Annotated in this window: 15 protein-coding genes; 7 read left to right on the top strand and 8 right to left on the bottom strand. The window is 70.1% G+C overall.

Annotation, left to right across the window (positions count from 1 at the left end; all coding sequences use genetic code 11):
• From Q0Q47_RS29760 to Q0Q47_RS29725, 8 genes are all read right to left on the bottom strand, one after another.
• A partial coding sequence (locus Q0Q47_RS29760) for an ABC transporter ATP-binding protein (RefSeq protein ID WP_293868624.1) occupies positions 1-1,015 on the bottom strand: 1,015 nt, incomplete at its 3' end.
• The gene (locus Q0Q47_RS29755) at positions 1,012-1,839 is read right to left on the bottom strand and encodes an ABC transporter permease (RefSeq protein WP_293868622.1); all 828 of its coding nucleotides are present in this window, start codon (positions 1,837-1,839) and stop codon (positions 1,012-1,014) included. The genes Q0Q47_RS29760 and Q0Q47_RS29755, both read right to left, overlap by 4 nt.
• Positions 1,836-2,750 carry an ABC transporter permease gene (locus Q0Q47_RS29750; protein ID WP_293868620.1) on the bottom strand — a complete coding sequence of 305 codons (915 nt, stop codon included), beginning with the start codon at positions 2,748-2,750 and terminating at the stop codon, positions 1,836-1,838. Before Q0Q47_RS29750 ends, Q0Q47_RS29755 begins: the two co-directional genes overlap by 4 nt.
• Before the next feature lie 7 nt (positions 2,751-2,757).
• Complete coding sequence (locus Q0Q47_RS29745; protein WP_293868618.1) at positions 2,758-4,212, bottom strand: ABC transporter substrate-binding protein; 1,455 nt, start codon at positions 4,210-4,212, stop codon at positions 2,758-2,760.
• Positions 4,213-4,280: 68 nt separating this feature from the next.
• The gene (locus tag Q0Q47_RS29740) at positions 4,281-5,441 is read right to left on the bottom strand and encodes a M14-type cytosolic carboxypeptidase (RefSeq protein ID WP_293868616.1); all 1,161 of its coding nucleotides are present in this window, start codon (positions 5,439-5,441) and stop codon (positions 4,281-4,283) included.
• Positions 5,442-5,806: 365 nt separating this feature from the next.
• Positions 5,807-6,682, bottom strand: coding sequence for a glutathione-dependent disulfide-bond oxidoreductase (yghU, locus tag Q0Q47_RS29735; RefSeq protein ID WP_293868614.1), 876 nt, complete (start codon positions 6,680-6,682; stop codon positions 5,807-5,809).
• A gap of 124 nt (positions 6,683-6,806) precedes the next feature.
• Positions 6,807-9,314 carry a heavy metal translocating P-type ATPase gene (locus tag Q0Q47_RS29730; protein ID WP_293868612.1) on the bottom strand — a complete coding sequence of 836 codons (2,508 nt, stop codon included), beginning with the start codon at positions 9,312-9,314 and terminating at the stop codon, positions 6,807-6,809.
• A gap of 135 nt (positions 9,315-9,449) precedes the next feature.
• Positions 9,450-12,791, bottom strand: a complete 3,342-nt coding sequence (locus Q0Q47_RS29725; RefSeq protein ID WP_293868610.1) for a S8 family serine peptidase — start codon at positions 12,789-12,791, stop codon at positions 9,450-9,452.
• Between the two features lie 429 nt (positions 12,792-13,220).
• On the opposite strand from Q0Q47_RS29725, the gene Q0Q47_RS29720 reads away from it, so the two are divergent.
• The 7 genes from Q0Q47_RS29720 (at position 13,221) to Q0Q47_RS29690 (ending at position 20,615) form a co-directional block, all read left to right on the top strand.
• Positions 13,221-14,498, top strand: coding sequence for a TadE/TadG family type IV pilus assembly protein (locus Q0Q47_RS29720; RefSeq protein WP_293868608.1), 1,278 nt, complete (start codon positions 13,221-13,223; stop codon positions 14,496-14,498).
• A 57-nt stretch (positions 14,499-14,555) separates the two neighbouring features.
• A complete protein-coding gene (locus Q0Q47_RS29715) occupies positions 14,556-15,020 on the top strand; it encodes a hypothetical protein (protein ID WP_293868606.1) in 465 nt (154 codons plus the stop codon).
• A gap of 155 nt (positions 15,021-15,175) precedes the next feature.
• Positions 15,176-16,582 carry an MATE family efflux transporter gene (locus Q0Q47_RS29710; protein WP_293868604.1) on the top strand — a complete coding sequence of 469 codons (1,407 nt, stop codon included), beginning with the start codon at positions 15,176-15,178 and terminating at the stop codon, positions 16,580-16,582.
• Positions 16,583-16,631: 49 nt separating this feature from the next.
• Positions 16,632-17,021 (top strand): VOC family protein, encoded by a 390-nt coding sequence (locus Q0Q47_RS29705; protein WP_293868602.1) that lies wholly within the window; start codon positions 16,632-16,634, stop codon positions 17,019-17,021.
• A 389-nt stretch (positions 17,022-17,410) separates the two neighbouring features.
• Positions 17,411-18,388, top strand: a complete 978-nt coding sequence (locus Q0Q47_RS29700; protein WP_293868600.1) for a hypothetical protein — start codon at positions 17,411-17,413, stop codon at positions 18,386-18,388.
• 3 nt (positions 18,389-18,391) lie between these two features.
• Positions 18,392-19,411: a carbohydrate kinase family protein gene (locus Q0Q47_RS29695; RefSeq protein WP_293868598.1), complete on the top strand. Its 1,020-nt coding sequence runs from the start codon at positions 18,392-18,394 to the stop codon at positions 19,409-19,411.
• Positions 19,412-19,436: 25 nt separating this feature from the next.
• On the top strand, positions 19,437-20,615 hold the full coding sequence (locus Q0Q47_RS29690; protein ID WP_293868596.1) for a dipeptidase: 1,179 nt from the start codon (positions 19,437-19,439) through the stop codon (positions 20,613-20,615).
• Positions 20,616-20,761: the final 146 nt, after the last annotated feature.

The raw sequence follows: 20,761 nt of genomic DNA, 5'->3' as shown, positions 1-20,761 counted from the left end.
CCGCTCCGCCCTGGCGTTCGACCGGCGCCGGCGGCGGCGCGACGTGCGGCCGGGGGGCCGGCAGGGCCTCGCTCGCCCGCAGGCAGCGCACGAAGCCGCCTCCGGCGCGGGCCGTGGCCGGCACGGTCGCCTCGCAGGCCGGCAGGGCATGCGCGCAGCGGTCCTTGAAGGCGCAACCGGACGGCGGCGGGGCGAGCCCCGGCACGGTGCCGGGAATGGCGCCGATCTGCGCGCCGCCCGGCCGGCAGGCGAGCAGGGCCTGGGTGTAGGGATGCCGCGGATCGGCGAACACCGAGGCGCGGGGCCCCGTCTCCACGATCTCCCCGGCATACATCACGGCCACCGTGTCGGCGTGCCGCGCGGCCAGCGCGAGATCGTGCGTGATGAACAGGATGGCGAGGCCCGGATCGCGCTTCAGGTCGGCCAGGATGGCCAGGATCTGGGCCTGCACCGTCGCGTCGAGCGCGGTGGTCGGCTCGTCGGCGATGAGCAGCGACGGCTCGGTCATCAGCGCCGTGGCGATCATGACGCGCTGGCGCTGCCCGCCGGAGAGCTCGTGCGGATACTGGCGCAGCCGCAGCGCGGGCCGGTCGATGCCGGTGCGCGCCAGCATGGCCTCCGCCCGCTCGAGCGCCTGGCGGCGCGTGGCGGCGGGCCGGTGCGCCAGGAAGCCCTCGATCATCTGCTCGCCGATGGTCCACACCGGGTCGAGCGAGGTCGACGGATCCTGGAAGATCATCGTCGCCTTGTCGCCGCGCACCGTGCGCCACTGCGCCTCGGTGGCGGCGCGCAGGTCCGCGCCGACCACGGCGAGGCGCTCGGCCCGGCGGTCGGCCCGGGCCGGAAGCAGGCCGAGCACGGACAGCGCGGTCAGCGACTTGCCGCTGCCGCTTTCGCCCACGAGGCACAGCATCTCGCCGGGCGCGATGGCGAGGTCGACGCCGCGCACCGCCTGCAGCGGCCCCTGGCCGGTCGGCAGCGTGATCCGCAGTCCCGCGAGGTCGAGCGCGTTCATCGCGGCATGTCCGGGGCCAGGCGATCGCGAATGCCGTCGCCGACGAGGTTGATGGCCAGCACCAGCAGCATCAGCGCGGCACCCGCGAAGCCGATCTGCCACGGGTCGGAGCTGATGAAGCGACGGCCCTCGGCCATCATCAGGCCCCAGGACGGCTCGGGGGCCTGGATGCCGAGGCCGAGGAAGCTCAGCGCCGCCGCGGCCAGGATGCACTGGGCGCATTCGAAGGTGAAGATCACCGCGAACTGGCTGGCCACGTTCGGGAAGACCTCCCGCAGCAGGATGTGGGCGTGCGAGCAGCCCAACGCCTCGGCGCGGGTCACGTAGTCGCGCACGGCGACCTGCGCGGTGGCCGTGCGCATGACCACCGCGAAGCGGTCCCACACGGTGATGCCGAGCACCAGCACCACCACCCACAACCCGCTGCCGATCACCTGCAGCAGGGCGAGCGCGACCAGGAGCGCGGGCAGCGCCAGGCGCGTGGCGATGACCATGGAGATCGCCCGGTCGACCCAGCCGCCCGCGTAGCCCGCCACGAGGCCCAGCGTCCCGCCGATGAGGCCGGCGAGCACGGCGCCGCCGGCGCCGACGATCAGCGAGATGCGCGCGCCGTGGATCAGCCTCGACAGCGTGTCGCGGCCGAAGGCGTCGGTGCCCAGCGGATAGGTCCAGCTGCCGCGCGGTTCCCAGGCCGGCGGCCGCAGTCGCCGCACCAGGCTCTGCGCATAGGGGTCGTGCGGCGAGAGCCAGCCCGCCGCGAGCGCGGCGACCAGCATGACGGCCAGAATGGCGAGGCCGAGATAGAAGGGCCAGCGCGAGGTCATCGGCGCAGCCTCGGGTCGAGCAGGCCGTTGACGACGTCGGCGGCCAGCGTGAGGAGCACGAAGACCAGCGCCACGATCACGACGATCCCCTGCACCACGGGAAAGTCCGAACGCAGGATGGCGCTCCAGGCGAGCAGGCCGATGCCGTTGAGCGCGAACACGCTCTCCACCACGATCGAGCCGCCGAGCAGCGTGCCGAACTGCACCATCGACACCGAGACCACCGGCATGATGGCGTTGCGCAGCGCATGGCGGATGAGGATCGCGCGCGGCGGCAGGCCCTTCGCCCGCGCCGCGCGGATGAAGTCGGCGCCCAGCACCTCGAGCATGCCGGCCCGCGTCAGGCGGGCGATCACGGGCATCACGAACCAGCCGAGCGCCATGATCGGCATCACGAAGCTGGTCCACGTCTCGGTGCCGGAGATCGGCAGGGCCTGCAGGCGCACGCCGAAGAGCAGGATCAAGAGCAGGCCCGTCCAGTAGGCCGGCATCGCCTGCGCCAGCGTGGTGAGGGCCAGGCACAGCCGATCCGGCCAGCCGCCACGGTGCACGGCTGCCGCCATGCCGAGCGGAATGCCCACCGCGAGCGCGAGCGCGAGGGAGCCCAGCGCCAGCACGATCGTCACCGGCAGCCGGTCCAGGATCATCGTGGCCACGGGTTCCTTGGAGAAGAAGGACTGCCCGAGGTCGCCGCGCAGCACGTGCCCGAGCCACGAGAGATATTGGTCGGGCAGGCTGCGGTCGAGGCCGTAATAGGCCCGGATGCGGGCGATGTCGGCGGGGCTCGCCTCCATGCCGCCGATCGACACCGCCAGGTCTCCGCCCACCTGCACCAGGGCGAAGGTCGCCAGCGACACCAGCACGCAAACGAGCGCCGCGTCGAGGACGCGGCGCAGCAGATAGGCCGTCACGGGCCGCTCAGCGCCAGCCCGAGAGCGCCATGGCGGGATAGCCGTCCGCCGGCGGCACGAAGTCGAGATCCTCGCGGTAGCCGTAGCTCGTCACCGCCGTCATGATCGGCAGCACGAAGGCCTCCTCGGCGATCTTGGAAAAGCCGAGCTTGTAGAGGCGCGTGCGCTCGGCCGGATCGACGATGCTGCCCGCCTGCTTGAACCACTCCATGACCTCGGGGTCCTTGGTATAGTCGCCCGGCTGGCCCATGAAGAACAGCGGCACCAGCGCGGAGACGTCGTAGACGCCGCTGGAGGGCCACGGCACGATGCTGGCAGGAAGCTTGCCGGCGAAGAAGTCCTTGATCCAGGCGGAGGTCTCGCGGAAGTCGACCTTGCCCTGGATGCCGATCTCGCGGAGATCGCCCAGGATCGCCTCGGCCACGGGACCGCTGTCCGTGAAGGCCGCGATGTTCAGCGTGAAGCCGTTCGGATAGGCGGAGGCCTTCATCAGCGCCTTGGCCGCCGCGAGGTCCCGCTTCACCTTCTTCACGTCGGTGGGGCAGCCGAACTGCTTGGGGTGGCATACGGCGTCGATCACCACGCTGCCCGGTCCCTGCAGCACCTCGCTGATCGCCGCGCGGTCGACCGCGGCGGCGATCGCCATGCGCACGTTCTTGTCCTGCAGCGGGTTGGCGCCGCTGCGTCCCGCCGCGTCGAGCGACAGGAACGACACCGAGGTCGAACCGCCCGACACGGCCTTGACCCCCGCCGCACCCTTCAGCTGCGAAACCTGGTCGGGATTGATGTTCCACAGGAAGTCGACGCGCCCGCGCGACAGCTCCGCCACCTGCGTCTGCGGGTCGGCGATGGTCACCACCGTCATCTTGGCGAGGCGCGGCGCGCCCCAGGCCGCGGCGTGATACTGGGCGTTGCGTGCGAGAACGAGCTTGCGGCCCGCCTCGAAGCTCTCGACCTTGAACGGCCCGGTCCCGACGGCCGCCTTGGCGAAACCCTGCGGGCCCAGCGTGGCATAGGCGCCCTTGGGCAGGATGTAGAGGGTCTGCGTCAGGCGATCGACCGCCGACGGGGTCGGCGCCTTGAGCACGAGGCGCACGGTGTAGGCGTCCACCTTCTCGGCATGGTCGATGTAGCCGTAGTCGGCATCGGCGAAGGAGACCGGCGGCTCCTTGCGCTTCACCTGGCCCACCGTGAACACCACGTCGTCGGCGTCGAAGGCCTGGCCGTCGTGGAACGTCACGTTCTTGCGCAGCGCGATCTCGAGCGTCTTGTCGTCCGCCCACTTCCAGCCTTCGGCCAGCAGCCCCTTGGCCTGGCCGCTCGCGGGGTCGCGGTAGAACAGCGTCTCGACGACGTTGCGGATCACGAGCTGCGACGTGCGCTTGGCGGTGGCATAGGGGTCCAGCGTCTCGATCTCGCTGGTGAAGCCCCAGGTCAGCGCGTTCTCCGCCTTCTGGGCCATGGCAGGGCGTGGCGAAGGCGGCGAAGGCCGCGAGCAGCAGGTGGCGCAGGCGCATGGCGTGGGGTTCCTCAACGCAGATGGGGGAGAATGCCGGCAAGCGCCGTCGGAAGAGTTTCGCCGAACCGGCGCGACCGCTCGGGCGACCAGCCCTGCACGGGGTCCTGCCACCAGGACGTGTCCTTGAAGGGCTGCTCGAGCAGCACGGACAGGCAGTCGAACCGCTCGGCGATCCAGTTCCATGCCATCCGCAGGTCGGCCTCGGCCGGCGCCCCGCCCGGATAGGGATGGCCGCGCTCGTACTCCGGCGAGGCGGCGGCCCAGAGCTTCTCGAAGCGCGTGAACAGGCCGGTCAGGCGAGCCGAGCGCGAGGGGATCTCGAGCGGGCCGCCCAGGAAATTGCAGCGCAACTCCTCGTCGGCATGCCCGTCCAGGCAGAAGTCGACGCCGGTCGCCTCCATGAGGTCGCGCACGCACAGCACCTCCGGCGAGCGCTCGGCGCTGGGCGACACCCATTCGCGGTTCAGGTTCACGCCCAGCGCGTTCGACCGCGTCCAGCCGTGCATGAGGCCGTCGGGATTGAGCGTCGGCACCACGTAGACGACGGCCTGGTCGAGAATGCGCCGGGCGGTCGGGTCGTGGGCGTCGAGCATCCGGTCGAGGAAGCCTTCCAGGAAGAACCCGCTCTGCGTTTCGGAAGGATGCTGACCCGCGATGATCCAGAGCTTGCGCCGGCCGGCGCCGTCCTCGCCCAGGGTCATGAGGTCGATGTCGGCGCCGAGCACGCTGCGGCCGATGCTGCGCACCCGCACCCGTGGCGAGAGCTGCGCGCGGGCCACCATGTCGAGGTGGCGATCCATGGAGTAGGGCGCCCACTGGGCATAGTGGCAGACGTCGAAGTCCGGCGTGTGCTCGAAGCCGTAGACCTGTCCGTCGAAGGACGAGGGCAACCGGAACCAGGTGCTGCGGTCATAGGACGCCACCGGGCCGGTGCGCGTGAAGGCGTTCTCCACGTCCTCGCGCCCGGCGAGCCGGTTGGCCAGCGTGTCGCCCGCGTTCAGGATCCTGAACCGACAGGCGACGCCCCGCGCCCCGGTGATGCGGAAATTGAACCGGCCCATGAAGGCGCAATGGGGATCCGGGACAAAGCGAAGCTGGATGTCGTCGGGCCGGGTGGCGTCCACCACCTCGATCCGTCCGCCCGGAATCGTGCCGTTGACCGAGATGGCCATCTGCGTTCGCCTGCCCCCGCTGGCTGTTCCCGGTGACGGTATGAACTCACGTTCAAGCCGTCAACGCGAGTTGATGTGCGGGCGGTGAGGACGCGTCGTCGCGATGCTGCGTCCCTCGACACGCCGCCTCCCACGTGGGTCGTTGGATCTGACATCTCCATCGCGCGACCAGCTCTCCGCCGTCCTGCCCGGGCCTGGCCCGGGCATCCACGACTCTGCTGGCCCATTCTCAAGTCGTGGGTGGCCGGGCCAAGCCCGGCCATGACGCGGAGAGGGAGGTGCCAGCTGGACGACCGAAAGATTCACATCCTCCGGGCAGGCCGCATAGCGGCCGCGTCGAAGGTGCGCAGAACGATCAGAACGCGTCAGCCCTTCGCGTCCAGCTTGTCCTGGGTCTTCGTGTCGAAGTCGCCGGCGTCGTGGCGCTCGCGCAGCTGCTCGTGGGGCTCGCCGCTCATGCGGTTCACCATGCGGCCGCGCTTCACGGCCGGGCGGGCCATGAGCTGGTCGGCCCAGCGCAGCACGTTCTTGTACTCGTGGACGGAGAGGAACTCGGCCGCATTGTACTGCCAGCCCTTCGCCATGCCGCCGTACCAGGGGAAGATGGCCATGTCGGCGATCGTATAGTCGGGGCCGGCCACGAACTCGCTCTCGGCCAGGCGCCGATCGAGCACGTCGAGCTGGCGCTTCGTCTCCATGGCGTAGCGGTCGATGGCGTATTCGATCTTCACCGGCGCATAGGCGTAGAAGTGGCCGAAGCCGCCGCCCATGAAGGGCGCGCTGCCCATTTGCCAGAACAGCCAGGAGAAGCACTCGGCGCGCGCGGCGCGGTCGGTCGGCAGGAAGGCCCCGAACTTCTCGGCGAGATAGGTGAGGATGGCGCCGGACTCGAAGACCCGCACCGGCTTGGGCTCGCTGCGGTCCAGAAGCGCCGGGATCTTCGAGTTCGGGTTGACGCCGACAAAGCCGCTGCCGAACTGGTCACCCTCGCCGATCTTGATCAGCCAGGCGTCGTATTCCGCACCGGAATGCCCGAGCGCCAGCAGCTCCTCGAGCAGGATCGTCACCTTCTGGCCGTTCGGCGTGCCCAGCGAGTAGAGCTGCAGCGGGTGCTTTCCGACCGGCAGCTCCTTGTCGTGAGTCGGGCCGGCGATCGGCCTGTTGATGTTGGCGAAGCGGCCGCCGTTGCCCTTGTTCCAGGTCCACACCTTGGGGGGCACATACTCGGAAGAGCCGGTCATCGTCTTGCTCCGATTGAAGGGGAGCCCGCCGGGCGGGCCGAAGCCGCGACCATACACGACCCGTACCACGCGTCAGCAGGCACGCAGGGCGGATCGGCATTGCAGCCATGCACGGCGGCGACGGTCAGGTCGGCTGGACGGCCGGCAGCGCCGGGGCCTCTTCGCGCAGCGGCGCCCGGAAACCCCGCAGACGCAGCGCGTTGCTGACCACGCTCACGCTGGACAGCGCCATCGCGAAGCTCGCGAAGATGGGGGACATCAAGATCCCGAAGGCGGGGAACAGGACGCCGGCCGCGACCGGGATCAGGACGATGTTGTAGCCGAACGCCCAGGCCAGGTTCTGGCCGATGTTGCGCAACGTGGCGCGCGACAGCGCCAGCGCGTTGGCCACGTTGCGCAGGTCCCCGGACATCAGCACCACGTCCGCGCTCTCGATGGCCACGTCCGTGCCCGTGCCGATGGCGATGCCGACGTCGGCCTGCGCGAGGGCAGGGGCGTCGTTGATGCCGTCGCCCACGAAGGCGACCTTGCCGGCCGCCTGGAGGCGCGCCACGTGGCCGGCCTTGTCGGTCGGCAGCACCTCGGCGATGACCTCGTCGATCCCCAGGCCGCGCGCGATGGCCTGCGCGGTCGCCTGGGCGTCGCCGGTGATCATCACCAGCCGCACGCCCGCCTCGCGCAGGGCCTGCAGCGCCTGCGGCGTGGTCTCCTTCACGGGATCGGCGACGGCGAGCACGGCGGCGATGCGCCCGTCGATGGCGGCATAGAGCGGCGTGCGGCCGTGCTGCGCCAGGCGCGCGGCGACCTCCGCCAGGGGCCCGGGCGCGACGGCGTCGCGCACCATCATCCGCTCCGCACCGACTGCCACCCGCCGGCCGTCGACCAGGGCCGTCACGCCGAAGCCCGGCTGGCCGTCGAAGGCCTCGACGGCCCCGCCGGCGAGCCCGCGGCGCCGGGCCTCCGCCACGATCGCGGCGGCCACGGGGTGCTCGGACCGGCTCTCGACGGCGGCGACGAGGCGCAGCACGTCGTCGGCATCGAAGCCGTCGGCCGGCACGAGGTCGGTCAGCTCGGGCCGGCCCTTGGTCAGGGTTCCGGTCTTGTCGAGCGCGACGATGGTGGTTTCCTTGAGCGCCTGCAGGGCCTCGCCGCGGCGGAACAGGATGCCGAGCTCGGCGGCCCGCCCGGTGCCGACGAGGATGGAGGTCGGCGTGGCGAGCCCCATGGCGCAGGGGCAGGCGATGATCAGCACGGACACGGCGCTCACCACCGCGAGGCCCAGCGCGTCCGTGCCGCCGGCCAACAGCCACCCGGCGAAGGTCAGGAGCGCGATGGCGAGCACCGCGGGCACGAACCACAGGGTGACCCGGTCGACGAGACCCTGGATCGGCAGCTTCGAGCTCTGGGCCGCCTCCACCGTCTTCACGATGCGCGCGAGCAGGGTGTCGGCGCCGACCTTGGTGGCGCGAAACCGGAAGGTGCCCGTCTTGTTCACGGTGCCGCCCACGACGGTCGCTCCCGCGCCCTTGGCCGCGGGGATCGGCTCGCCTGTGATCATGGCTTCGTCGACGAAGGACGACCCGTCGATGACCTCGCCGTCGACCGGCACGCGCTCGCCGGGGCGCATGACGACGACCATGCCGGGCCGGACCTCGGCCACCGGCACGTCGCGCTCCCCCGCGTCGTCCACGATGCGGGCGCTGCGGGCCTGCAGCGTCATCAGGCGTCGGATCGCCTCTCCCGTGCGTCCCTTGGCGCGCGCCTCGAAGGCCCGCCCGGCCAGGATCAGGGTCACGATGACGGCCGCGGATTCGAAATAGGTGTGGTCGAGGCCATCGGGCAGCAGCCCCGGCGCGAAGGTGGAGACGGTCGAATAGAGCCACGCGGTGGAGGTGCCGATGACCACCAGCGAATTCATGTCGGGGGCGCCACGCAGCAGCGCCGGAACGCCCTTCCGGTAGAAGGGCAGGCCAGGACCGAACTGGACGAGGCTCGCCAGGACGAAGGAGACGATCCGGATCGTCGTCTCGCTCGCGATCCCCATCAGCGTGTGGTGGAAGGTCTCCACGAGGTGCGGCCCCATCTCGAGCACGAGCAGGGGCACCGTGAGGAGGCCGGCGAACACGGCCGCACGGGCGTGCCGGGCGGCTTCCCGGGCGCGCGGATCCGGCTGGTCGTCGGCCGAGGCCACCGCGCTTTCGGCCGACCGGGCCGGATAGCCGATGCGCTCGAGCCGGGCGAGCGCCGCATCGCTGGTCGACGGCCCGCCGGCGTAGCGCAGGTGGGCCTTCCCCGTGGCGAGGTTGACGCTCGCGTCGAGCACGCCGGGCGTCGCCTTGAGAGCCTTTTCCACTCGCCCGACGCAGGCGGCGCAGCTCATGCCCTCGACGGCGAGGTCGAGTTCCGTCTCCGCCGGCTCGTAGCCCGCCTTGCGGATGGCGGCCAGGACGTCCGGCAGGGCACCCGGGGCGGCCAGATCGACGCCGGCCTTGCCGGTGGCGAGATTGACGGCCACGCCGCCCACGCCGGGCACGGCCCGGATCGCCTTCTCCACGCGCCCGACGCAGGAGGCGCAGCTCATGCCTTCGACGGGCAGGTCGAGATGCAGGGCGGGAGCTGAACTGGCGGCCATGGCCGGACCTCGGGACGTCACGGCCCTTCATAAGGGGATGAGGCGGGTCCGCGTCAATCCGGGGGAACCCTGCCGCAGGGGTGCCATGCCGTCCGCGGCAGCCCGAGACGAGCCCGGCGAGCCGCGGCGCGGCGATCAGAACCGGATGCCGTCCGGGTTCAGGCCGTGAACCCCCGTGAGCCGTATGGCGAGATCCGCCCTGCCATCGCCGGTCCAGTCGACGACGAGCCGGCCCGAGGCGAAGGCGGCCCCGCAACGCCCCTTGGCCAGGGCGTTGCCGAGCCACTCCATGGATCCGAGTGCCGCGTCCGGGCGGATGGCCGAGAGGTCGATCACGTCGAAACCCGCCTGGAAATCGGTGATCACGTCGGTGGGCCCGCTCCCCGCGACGGCGTCGGCGCGAGAGAAGACGAACACGTCCCGGCCTTCTCCGCCGGTGAGCACGTCGCCGCGCCCGGCAGCCAACAGCGTGTCGTTGCCGTAGCCTCCCATGAGCGTGTCGCCGCCGTCGCCTCCGTCCAGCAGATCATCGCCGCTGCCACCCCAGAGCCGGTCCGCATGCGCGCCTCCGAACAGCGTGTCGTTCCCGGCGCCGCCGCGCAGCGTGTCGTTGCCGGCGAGGCCCCACAGCACATCGTTGCCCGCGGCCCCCTGCAGGAGGTTGTCGAGGCCGTTGCCCGCGTCGCTCGCCCCGGAGGACGTCGTCACGATCAGCGTCTCGACCCCGTCGGCCAGCACGTAGGAGGCGAGGGCGGTGCGGACCGTGTCGTTGCCCTCGCCGGGATCCTCCACGACGAGGTCGGACGCGTCGTCGACGACATACACGTCGTTGCCGGTCCCGCCGATCAGGGTGTCGGCACCCGCTCCGCCGACGAGGGTGTCGGAGAAGGCGCTGCCGCGCAGGACATCCTCCTCCGACGTGCCGTTGAGCCGGCCCGCACGCTGGAGCGACGCGCTGAACGACACGTTCACGATGGTGATCGCGTACGCGGCCACGCAGCTGAGGCCTTCCGAATCCGACACCCGCACGAAGAGCGAGTAGGTGGGCTGCTGCTCGTAATCGAGCGAGGCCGTCGCGACGGTGATCTCGCCGGAGATGCGGTCGATCGAGAAGGGACCCGCATAGGCCGAGCCGTCGCGGTTCTGAAGAGCGTAGGTGAGCGTATCACCGGGATCGATCCCCGTGGCCGTGGCCACCCACGTCCCGATCGCGCTGTTCTCCCGCACGCGGCCGCCGACGAACGACACGCCCGATGGCGCCACGTTCGGGACGGTGGCGACCGTGCCGTCCGAGAAGCTCAGGGCCTCGACGCTCCTGAGGCGGTCGACGCCGTCGCGCAGCGCGTGCGTGTCGCGCACCGTGACCCAGCCATCGGCGTCGAAGGTCAGGACGTAGTCCTGCCGCGCACCGCTGAAGACGGCCGTGTCCCGGCCGGCGCCGCCGTCGAGCGTGTCGTTCCCCGCGCCACCGGCGAGCCTGTCGTCGCCGTCGCCCCCGGCGAGGCTGTTGTCGCCGGCACTCCCGATCAAGGTGTCGGCAAAAGCCGTCCCGATCGCGTTCTCGATGTCCGCAAGGCTGTCGTGCCCGCCGAAGCCATCGGTCGCGGTCCCTCCGCCGAGATCGACCGCGACGGATCCGCCCCCGCCTTCGTCCGCGTCCCCGCCATAGTCCACCGTGTCCGTTCCGGCGCCCCCGTCCAGCGTATCGTTGCCGGAGAGCCCTCGCAGGAGGTCGTCGCCCCGCATTCCGACCAGGTGATTGCCTGCGCCATTGCCCGACAGGGTGTCGTTACCATCGCCCGTCACGGCGTTCTCGATGGTCGATCCCGGCGCCACCCTGAACAGGCCGGCCGAGCCGGCCTTGGACGTTGCATTGGCCCGAAGGTCTATGGTCAGATTCTGGGTGAGCGCAGCCGCGTCGATCCAGTCGGATCCCCCGTTCGTGTCCGACACCACCGTCGTTGCCGCTCCGGCCGCGACGGCGAACTGCGCCTCGTCCGTGAAATGGTAGACGTCGTCCGTCGTGACGGCGCTGCCGTAGAGGTCGAGACCGATCGTCTCGAGAAAGCCCGACAGGGTGCCGGCCGCCGCCTGCGAGCTGAGCCGGACCGTCCAGGTTCCGGCAGCCAGTTCGCCACGAAAGGCTTCCGACCCGTAGGTCCAGGTCAGGGGCTGCACCACGGCGGTCGCGGTCGATGCTGTGTTGAAGCCGGACAGGATCGACACGGTCCCATCCGCCGAGACCAAGTCGATCCACAGATCGCTCAACGGCATCGACAGCCGGGAGAACGCCAGGGTGAGCTCGGCGTGCTCCACGCGCAGGGCCGCGGTGAGCGTGAAGGAGTACGACCAGAGCGAACCCTCCACCCGGGCGCCGGGTGTGGCCGAGACGGAGGCGGTCGCTTCGTTGGCGGATGTCTTGGCGGAGCCGAACAGTGACCACACCTCGGCGAGACGGACGGCCTCGAAGGCGTCCACCTGCCCGAAGCCCACGTCGTTGGAATAGTGCAACCCACCCCCGTTCACGCCCGCCGCGCCATTGAAGGTCCAGGAATACTGGTCGTTCCACGTCGTCGCATCCGCGGTGACGGCCAGGATCTCGCGGACGTCGCGCCACCCCAGGCGGTCGTTGGCCGACAGCATGAGGGCGACGACGCCCGAGACGATCGGTGCCGCACCGGAGGTCCCGTAGAAGTACGTGTAGTCGTCCGGCGAATATCCGGCGGGGCCGGTCCGGTCGGTGGTGGCCAGGCGCACGCCGGGGGCCGAGACGAGCAGGTTGGCGCCGCGCGTGGAGAAGGGCGAGACGAAGTCCGTGAGAACGGTGTAGTGAAGCTCCCCATTGACGATGGTCACCGTCACGTCGCCGATCGCGCCCACCGTGATGGCGAAACGACTCCTGTCCACGGCATCGAAATTGGTGTCCGTCTGCACGCCATCCGTCGGGTCGCCGCTGTTGCCGGCCGACTTCACCACGATCGTGCCGAGGCCGTTGCGACCCGTCAGGACGGCATCGCGGAAGGTGTCGTCTCCGTCCGTCCGGCCGAACCCGAAGGGATCCCGCGGTCCCCAGGAGTTGTTCACGATGTCGAACCGGCCGAGGTCGTCGAACGCCTGCGGCAAGGGCTCGACGCTGAGCCACGGCACGCCGGTGATCCACGCGGCCGGCGCGACGCCGATCGTGTCGCCGTTGGCGGCGATCAAGCCGGCGACGGCGGTCCCGTGCGAGCCCGGCGCGGCAGAGGCGGGAAACCCGGCGACTTCCAGGCTGGCATCGTAGTTGCCCGCGAGGGCGGGGTGTGACGACTGAATGCCCTCGTCGAGGATGCCGATATGAACGCCCCCGCCGCGAAACTCCGTCCAGATCCGCTCGAGATTGCCGATGAAGCGCAGATACCATTGCAGGGAGTAGTACGCGGCGGTCGGAACGTATCGTCCGGTCGCGTCGCGGCCGGCGGCCGGAGTGTCTTCGAGCATGCGCGTGGCCCCATGGGACTGCGGTCGAAGAAAAGATAGTGTATTTGCTGGCGGGGATCTAACAACCCTTAGTTGTGAATGCGTAGAGCGCCGCGCAGAAGCGTCAGCGGACCGCAAATGGTGGGTCTCGCACGGTGAAAGCAGCGGGTGTCGGTCCGTCAACGTTCCGCGGCAGGCGGCATGGTGAAGTCATTCAGGAAAGTGACGAGCCTCTCAAAAAATGGATCAAGCTCATCGGCGCGGGATTAAGTAGCATTAACGAATGAGTAACCATGATGTACGGTCATTCGTTCGATTTTTTGACAAAGTGTTCGATCAAATAAGCTGGACCACAGGAGTCCAGCTTTTTCTAGCGTGTTGTTTTAAGTCGAACTCATTCCTCCCGTTCAATCTGTTTCGTGACGCGTAACACAACGCCACGGGTTGTCCATGTTTCTGGCCTCGCTTTTACGATCCGTTCACCATCTCGGCACCGATCGTCGTGGTTCGCTCGCGCCGACCTTCGCGCTGCTCTCGGTTCCCATGGTCCTCATGGTCGGCATGGGGGTCGACTACGGCAACGGCGTCCGCGCTGTGTCGAAACTACAGTCCGCGGCCGACAGTGCCGTCCTCGCCGCGGCCCGGCTGAGTGATCCGGATGCGGGCCGGGCGGACACCGCGCTGCGCTACTTCCGCGCGCATCTCGACTCGAACCTCGCGTCGATGGTGAAGACGAGCCAGTTCACGCTGGCCCAGGACGGCAACACCGTCACCGGCCTGATCACGGCGCAGATCCCCACCAGCGTCTCGCAGGTGATGGGGGCCACGATGATGAGCAAGACCATCACGTCGACGGCGGCGATCGCCAAGCCGGACATCCGCCAGCTCGACCTCGTCTTCTGCATCGACGCCACGGGCTCGATGTCCAACACGCTCAACGCGGTGAAGACGAATGCCCTGAACCTCGAGGCCAACCTCAACGACGAGCTCGTGCGTCGCGGCATCGCCAAGTTCGACGCCATGCGCGTGCGGGCGATCTACTACCGCGACTACGGCGGCAACTACATGAACGGAACGTCGAGCTACACGGTGAGCTACTGGAACGGCACCAAGTACGCCAGCAAGACGTCGAAGCCCTCCGACCCCGACTACTGGACCTATGTCGGCGACGTCCCCCCGATGAAGACGTCGAGTTTCTTCAACCTGCCGGGCAGCCGGACCGACTTCCAGAGCTACGTGAACCCCGAGACGGCCAATGGCGGCGGCGACCTCCCGGAATCGGGACTCGAATGCGTCAACGAGGCGATGGACAGCCCCTGGGCCAAGGTCGGCGACACGCCGGCCGGCGGCGGCACCAAGCCGCTGCAGGCGGTCTATCCCACGATCGTGGTGTGGACCGACGCGGCGGCGCACAAGCCCGGCTACTCGCTGAGCCTTAAGAACCCCAACTATCCCGCGGCCTCCAAGATGCCCCGCACCTACACCGACCTGAAGGCCAAGTGGGACAACGCCAACACCATCGACCAGAACCGCAAGCTCCTGGTCTTCTTCGGCAATCCCGACCAGTCCACCAACGACCGCGACGGCCTGGCCAACGGCTGGCAGACGCTCAAGCTGTGGCCGGGCTTCATGGTGGGCGGCACGCTGACCGAGGGCAACGCCAACATGGTCACGAAGCTGGCGGACGCGATCGCGAGCCGGGTGCGGGCCCCCACGCTGACCCAGTGATCCGAACCTCCAGGGGTCGCCTGCGTTGACCCGCCGACCCGACCCGAGGAGGTGCACATGGTCAAGACCCACACTGCGTTCATCCTGGCGTGCGCGGCAGCCGCCGCGATCCTCGCCACTCCCGCCGCTGCCCAGGATCGCTACGGCGCCCAGGAGCGCGACGGTATCGACCGCATGCACGAGATGCACATGGGCGGCTGGGACCGCGGCGATCGCTCCTGGTCAGGCGAGGATCGCCGCGACTGGCGGTCCGACAACCGCCGCGACCGCTGGTCCGACCGCCGCGCCAACGACGACGAGGACCGCGACCGCGGGATGGCCCAGCGCGACGGACGGCGCGGCGGGGCTTCCTTCATGCTGCGGTCCGGCGACACGCGGCTCGCCGTGCGCTGCAGCGCGCAGGAGACCATGCGCGCCTGCGTCGAGGCGGCGACCACGCTCATGGACCGGGCGCGGGCGGCCGGAGCAACCGACGGCGTCGCGCGGCCGAACGCGACCACGCCGCCCACCACGCCTCCCTGACCGGCTCCCCCCAAGGCCAAGCCTGCCCAAGGCCGAGCCTGCTGAAGGCCAAGTCTCCCCAAGGCCAAGCCTCCGCCGTGTCGTGCCTGCCACGGCGCGGCGGATAGCGGGTTCGGGGGTGGCTCGCGCGCGTCGGCGCCTGTAGAAGAGCGCCCATGAGCGACATCACCGTGCCCGCGGCGGGCACGCGCGGGGCGTGGGTGGAGGAGGTCCGCTCCACGCTCGCGCTGGCCTGGCCGCTGATCCTGACCAACATCGCCCAGACGGGCATGACCACGACCGACGTCCTGATGATGGGACGGATCGGGCCGGAGGCGGTCGCGGCGGGCGCTCTCGCGGCGAACCTGCATTTCGCCCTGCTCATCTTCGGCATCGGGGTGATGAGCGCGGCTTCGGCCCTCATCGCGACCGAGAAGGGCCGCCGCCAGCACGCCGTCCGCGAGGTGCGCCGCACCGTGCGCCAGGGCCTGTGGTCCGCGCTCGCCATCTCCATCCTGGCCTGGTGCGTGCTGTGGAACGGCGAGTGGATCCTGCTCGCCATGGGGCAGCAGCCGGCGCTGGCGTCCGCGGCGGGCGGCTATGTCCGCATGCTGATGTGGAGCTTCCTGCCGTTCCTGTCCTACCTGGTGCTGCGCTCCTACCTCGCGGCCCTGGAACGGCCGACATGGGGGCTTTTCGCCGTCGTCATCGGGCTCGTGCTCAACGCGATCCTGAACTGGGTGTTCATGTTCGGCCACCTGGGCTCGCCGGCCCTGGGACTGCCGGGGTCGGGGCTCGCCACGACGCTCGCCAGCTGGTCCATGGTGTTCGTGCTCGCGGCGGTGGTGAGCCTGGATCGCCGCTTCCGGCGCTATCGGCTGTTCGGACGGTGGTGGGTGCCCGACTGGGACCGGCTGCGCGATTTCTGGCGGCTCGGCTTCCCCATCGGGGCGACGCTCGTCTTCGAGGTCAGCATCTTCAACGCCGCCGTCTTCCTGATGGGCCTCATCGGGCAGCCCCAGCTCGCGGCCCATGCCATCGCCATCCAGATCGCGGCGCTCACCTTCATGGTGCCGATGGGCTTTGCCCAGGCGGCCACGGTGCGCGTGGGCAAGGCCTTCGGCGCGCGCAACCGGGACGAGATCCACCGGGCCGGCTGGACGGCCTTCGCGCTGGGCATCGGCTTCATGACCCTCACGGCCGTGCTCATGCTCGTCGTGCCCAAGCCGATGATCGGCGCCTTCATCGACGTCGAGGATCCGCGCAACGCCACCGTTGTCGGCTTCGCCGTCTCCTTCCTGGCCGTCGCGGCGCTCTTCCAAGTGGCGGATGGCGCGCAGGTGCTGGGCGCTGGCATGCTGCGCGGCCTCCACGACACGCGCCTGCCGATGCTGTTCGCGCTGGCGGGCTACTGGGGTCTCGGCCTGCCCATCGGCGTCGCGCTGGGCTTCTGGGCCGGACTGGGCGGGGTGGGCATCTGGATCGGGCTCGCGGCGGGGCTGACCATGGTGGCCGTGCTGATGATGCGCCGCTGGACGGCGCGCGACGCGCTGGGCCTTCTGCCGTCCCGCAACGAAGGTTGACCGGCCGGGCGCCCGGCGCCCACACTCCCTCGACGGAAAGGACGGCTCCATGCTCGACCACATCGGCTTCCCGGTTCGCGACTACCAGCGCTCGAAGGCCTTCTACCAGCGGGTCCTCGCGCCTCTCGGCTACAGCCTCGTCATGGAGGTGACCCCGGAGGATGGCGCGGCGGGCTATCACGGCGGCTTCGGCCGGGACGGCAAGCCGTTCTTCTGGATCAACGAAGGCGAGCCCATCCAGGGCATCCTGCATGTCGCGTTCCGCGCCGCCGACCAGGACGAGGTCGACCATTTCTACGCCGTCGCCCTCGGCGAGGGCGCGACGGACAACGGCCCTCCCGGCCTGCGCCCCCACTACCACCCCACCTACTACGGCGCCTTCGTCTTCGATCCCGACGGCCACAACATCGAGGCGGTCTGCCACGAACCCAGGCGCTGAGCGGATTTCGCCGCGCCGGGGCCCGGCCACCCACGGCTTGAGGGCGGCCCGGCAAAATCGTGCATGCCCGGGCTCGGCCCTTCGGAATTCACACATCTCACTCGAGCCCGAAGGAAGGGCGCTCTTCCTCCCCTGCAGGGGAGGGAAAGACGCGCTCAGCCATCGACAATCACTTGTGTGCATGTCGAAGGGCCAAACCCGGGCAGGACGGCTGGGAGGTGGTCGCGAGCTGGACCAGGCTGGTTCGAGCTGCACGGTTGGGTGAGCCACGTGCTCTTGGGACAAAGCCCGTGGATGCGAGCGGGACGGCCTGCGAGCGCGCCCCTTCCGGATCGGTCGGGCTTGCTCTACGGTCACGCTCCGTTCCCTTCGAACCGGTTCGCCTGTCCATGACCCGCCTCGACGACAAGCTCGCCCGCATCCGTGCCGGCGCCTACACCTCCGCCGATTTCATCATCGCCGATGCCAAGGACGGCGACATGGGCTTCGGCACCCCGGCGCCCGGTCCGCGTCCGGGCAAGCCCGACCAGTCCAAGACGAAGGCCGAGTATCTCGACGCCATGCGGGCGATGACCAGGAGCGGGCTCGTGGACATCATGCTGATGTCGGCGTCGTCGGCCGAGGTGCTGGCCGGGGAGGGGATCTTCGCCGACGGCGCGGTCACCCCCGCGGTCCGCCTCAACGACACGACCGACATCTGGTCGCAGCGCCATGCCCGCTACAAGGCGACGCCCTCGCGGCCCTTCCGCACCGCGTCGCCTGCGGCGGCTTCGCGCTTCGCGGACCTCGGCCTCTACTCCGTGACCTTCTCCAACGACGTGGAATGCGACCTCGACAGCCTGGAGGCCTACGCCGCCTTCCGCGCCGAGGCCGAGCTCACGGGCATGCGCCACTTCCTGGAGGTCTTCAACCCGGCCTTCGACATCGGCATCGCGCCTGCGGACCTGCCCTTCTACATCAACGATTGCATCGTCCGGGCCGTGGCGGGCCTCGTCTCCGCCGAGCGGCCGCTGTTCCTGAAGATGCAGTTCAACGGCGCCCGCGCCATGGAGGAGCTCGCCTCCTACGATCCGACCAACCTGATCGTCGGCATCCTGGGCGGCGCCAAGGGCACCACGCGCGACACCTTCGAACTGGTGGCCCAGGCCGAGAAGCACGGTGCGCGCGTCGCACTCTTCGGCCGCAAGATCAACCTGGCGGAGGCGCCCGTCGACCTCGTCGGGATGATGCGCCGGGTCATCGAGCGCAGCGTGTCGCCGGCCGAGGCCGTGAAGGCTTACCACGGCCGGCTGGCCGAACTGGGTCTCAAGCCCACTTTGCCTCTCGAGTCCGATCTCGAGATCACCGACCCCGTCCTGCGGGGCTGAGCCTTGCGCCGGGGCGTCGTCACCGCCGGGGCGCTGACGGTCGACCGCGTCAAGCGCGTCGACGGGTGGCCCGCGCAGGACGGCCTGGCCACGATCGAGGACGAGAGCCACGAGGGCGGCGCCTCGTCGTTCAACATGGCCGTGGACCTGCGCCGCCTCGATGCACCGTTCCCGGTCGCGACGGTGGGGCTCCTGGGGGAGGACGCGGACGCGAGCCTGATCCGGGGCGCCTTGGCGGCCGACGGCATCGACGTCTCCGGCATCCGCACGACGCGCGAGGCGCCGACCTCCTACACGGACGTGATCAGCGACCGTGTGACGGGCCGGCGCACCTTTTTCCACCGGCAGGGCTGCAACGCCATCGCAACGCCCGACGACTACGACGTCTCGGCATCGTCCGCGCGGTGGCTGCACATGGGGATGCCCGGCGTCCACCGTACCATGGACGCGCCCTGGCAGGGCGACGCCAATGGCTGGGTCACGGTGCTGCGCCGCGCCCGCGCCGCGGGCATCAGGACGAATGTCGAGCTCGTCTCGCTGGCGCCGGCCCGCATCGCCGCCGTCGCCCGACCCTTGCTGCCTCATCTCGACGCGCTGGTCGTCAACGACGTCGAGATCGGCGCCGTCGCCGGACTTGCGACGGTGCGCGACGGTGCCACGGACGCGGCCGCCTGCCTGCGGGCCGCGCGGTCGGTGCTGGAGGCGGGCCCCATGGACCTCGTGGCCGTGCACTTCCCGCGCGGCGCCGTGGCGGTGACGCGCGATGGCACGGTGGCGTCCCAGCCGTCCGTCGCCGTGCCCGAGGACGCCGTCGCCGGCGCCAACGGGGCCGGCGACGCCTTCGCCGCCGGCATGCTGATCGCCCTGCACGAGGGCTGGCCGCTGCGGCGCGGCCTCGTGCTGGCCCATGCCGCGGCCGCCGCGAGCCTGAGGGCGCTGACCACCATCGGCTCCATCGAACCCTGGCCCGCCTGCCTCGCGCTCGCCGAGCGCTGGGGCTGGCGCGACCCGCTTCCGCTCTGATCGCCTCCAACTTGCACGGGTCACCATGCCGCCCAAAAAGTCCGACAAGGCTCTCGCCCATGCCCTCGACCTCCTGGACCGCATCCCGCTGGTCGACGGGCACAACGACCTTCCCTACGTCATCCACGCCGACCGGCAGGCCCGCGGCGACGTGGCCGCCTTCGATCCCGGCCGCGTGCACCAGGACCACGACACGGACATTCCGCGGCTGAAGGAAGGGCGCGTCTCGGCCCAGTGGTGGGCCGCCTTCCTGCCGACCAACTCCCCGCATCCCGGGCGCACCACGCTTGAGATCATCGACGTCATCCTGCAGCTCACCGAGGGCTACCCGGACACCTTCATCCCGGCCCGCCGTGCCTCCGACATCGCGAGGGCCAAGAAGGCCGGCAAGATCGCCTCGTTCATGACCGTGGAGGGCGGCGTCGGGCTGGAGAACAGCCTCGCGCCGCTGCGCGTCTGGAACGCGGCCGGCGCCCGGCTGATGACGCTCTGCCACAACGAGACGCTCGACTGGGTCGACAGCGCGACCGACGCGCCGCGTCACGGGGGACTGACGAAATTCGGCGAGGCGGTGGTGCTGGAGCTCAATCGGCTCGGCATGATCGTCGATTGCGCCCACGTCGCCGACACGGTGATGCACCGCGTGCTGGATATCAGTCGCGCCCCGACGGTGTTCTCGCACTCCAACGCCCGCGCGCTGTGCGACCACCCGCGCAACGTGCCCGACGACGTGCTGGCCCGCATCAAGCCCACCGGCTCGATCGTGATGGCCACCTTCGTGCCGGCCTTCATCAGCCAGGCCGTGCGCGACTGGTACTCGCCGCTGATGGACAAATGGGGCAAGGCCGCGCACACCGGGCAGACCGAGGCACAGCGCAGCCGGCAGTCCGGTCCCGCGCCGCGCGCCACGCTCGAGCAGCTCGTCGGTCACATCGAGTACCTCGTCCAGAAGACCGGCCTCGCCCATATCGGCATCGGGTCGGACTTCTACGGCGGCAGGGTCCCCGACGGCCTCGAGAACGTGAGTCGGTTCCCGCACCTGCTGGCCGAACTCATCCGGCGCGGCTGGAGCGACGACGCCATCGCCGGCATCGCGTCGGAGAATTTCCTGCGGGTGTTCCGGGCGGTCGAAAAGGTCGGCCGGGATCTCAGGAAGACCGAGAAGCCCCGGGTCGGGCGGGTCGAGGACTTCGACAAGGCCTGAGGGGCGGAAGGATCCTGCGTTCTTCGACACGGCCGCTTCGCGGCGGCTGCTCAGAGCTTGTGAATCTTTGGCCAGTCCAGCTTGCGCCACCCTCTCCGCGTCATGGCCGGGCTTGGTGTTTAGACCGGGGAGATGGTGGACACCTG

The sequence above is a fragment of the uncultured Alsobacter sp. genome, assembly GCF_945952055.1.
In the GTDB taxonomy this organism is placed as follows: Bacteria; Pseudomonadota; Alphaproteobacteria; order Rhizobiales; family Beijerinckiaceae; genus Alsobacter.
The sequence above is the reverse complement of the archived record's forward strand: the minus strand, read 5'-3'. Positions and strand labels throughout refer to the sequence as shown.

Excerpts from the sequence above, each read along its gene's own strand:
- Q0Q47_RS29690 (WP_293868596.1), top strand. The coding sequence starts at position 19,437 with ATGCCGCCCAAAAAGTCCGACAAGGCTCTCGCCCATGCCCTCGACCTC.
- Q0Q47_RS29740 (WP_293868616.1), bottom strand. The coding sequence starts at position 5,441 with ATGGCCATCTCGGTCAACGGCACGATTCCGGGCGGACGGATCGAGGTG.
- Q0Q47_RS29745 (WP_293868618.1), bottom strand. The coding sequence starts at position 4,212 with ATGGCCCAGAAGGCGGAGAACGCGCTGACCTGGGGCTTCACCAGCGAG.
- Q0Q47_RS29720 (WP_293868608.1), top strand. The coding sequence starts at position 13,221 with ATGTTTCTGGCCTCGCTTTTACGATCCGTTCACCATCTCGGCACCGAT.
- Q0Q47_RS29755 (WP_293868622.1), bottom strand. The coding sequence starts at position 1,839 with ATGACCTCGCGCTGGCCCTTCTATCTCGGCCTCGCCATTCTGGCCGTC.
- yghU (WP_293868614.1), bottom strand. The coding sequence starts at position 6,682 with ATGACCGGCTCTTCCGAGTATGTGCCCCCCAAGGTGTGGACCTGGAAC.
- Q0Q47_RS29725 (WP_293868610.1), bottom strand. The coding sequence starts at position 12,791 with ATGCTCGAAGACACTCCGGCCGCCGGCCGCGACGCGACCGGACGATAC.
- Q0Q47_RS29730 (WP_293868612.1), bottom strand. The coding sequence starts at position 9,314 with ATGGCCGCCAGTTCAGCTCCCGCCCTGCATCTCGACCTGCCCGTCGAA.
- Q0Q47_RS29705 (WP_293868602.1), top strand. The coding sequence starts at position 16,632 with ATGCTCGACCACATCGGCTTCCCGGTTCGCGACTACCAGCGCTCGAAG.
- Q0Q47_RS29715 (WP_293868606.1), top strand. The coding sequence starts at position 14,556 with ATGGTCAAGACCCACACTGCGTTCATCCTGGCGTGCGCGGCAGCCGCC.
- Q0Q47_RS29700 (WP_293868600.1), top strand. The coding sequence starts at position 17,411 with ATGACCCGCCTCGACGACAAGCTCGCCCGCATCCGTGCCGGCGCCTAC.
- Q0Q47_RS29710 (WP_293868604.1), top strand. The coding sequence starts at position 15,176 with ATGAGCGACATCACCGTGCCCGCGGCGGGCACGCGCGGGGCGTGGGTG.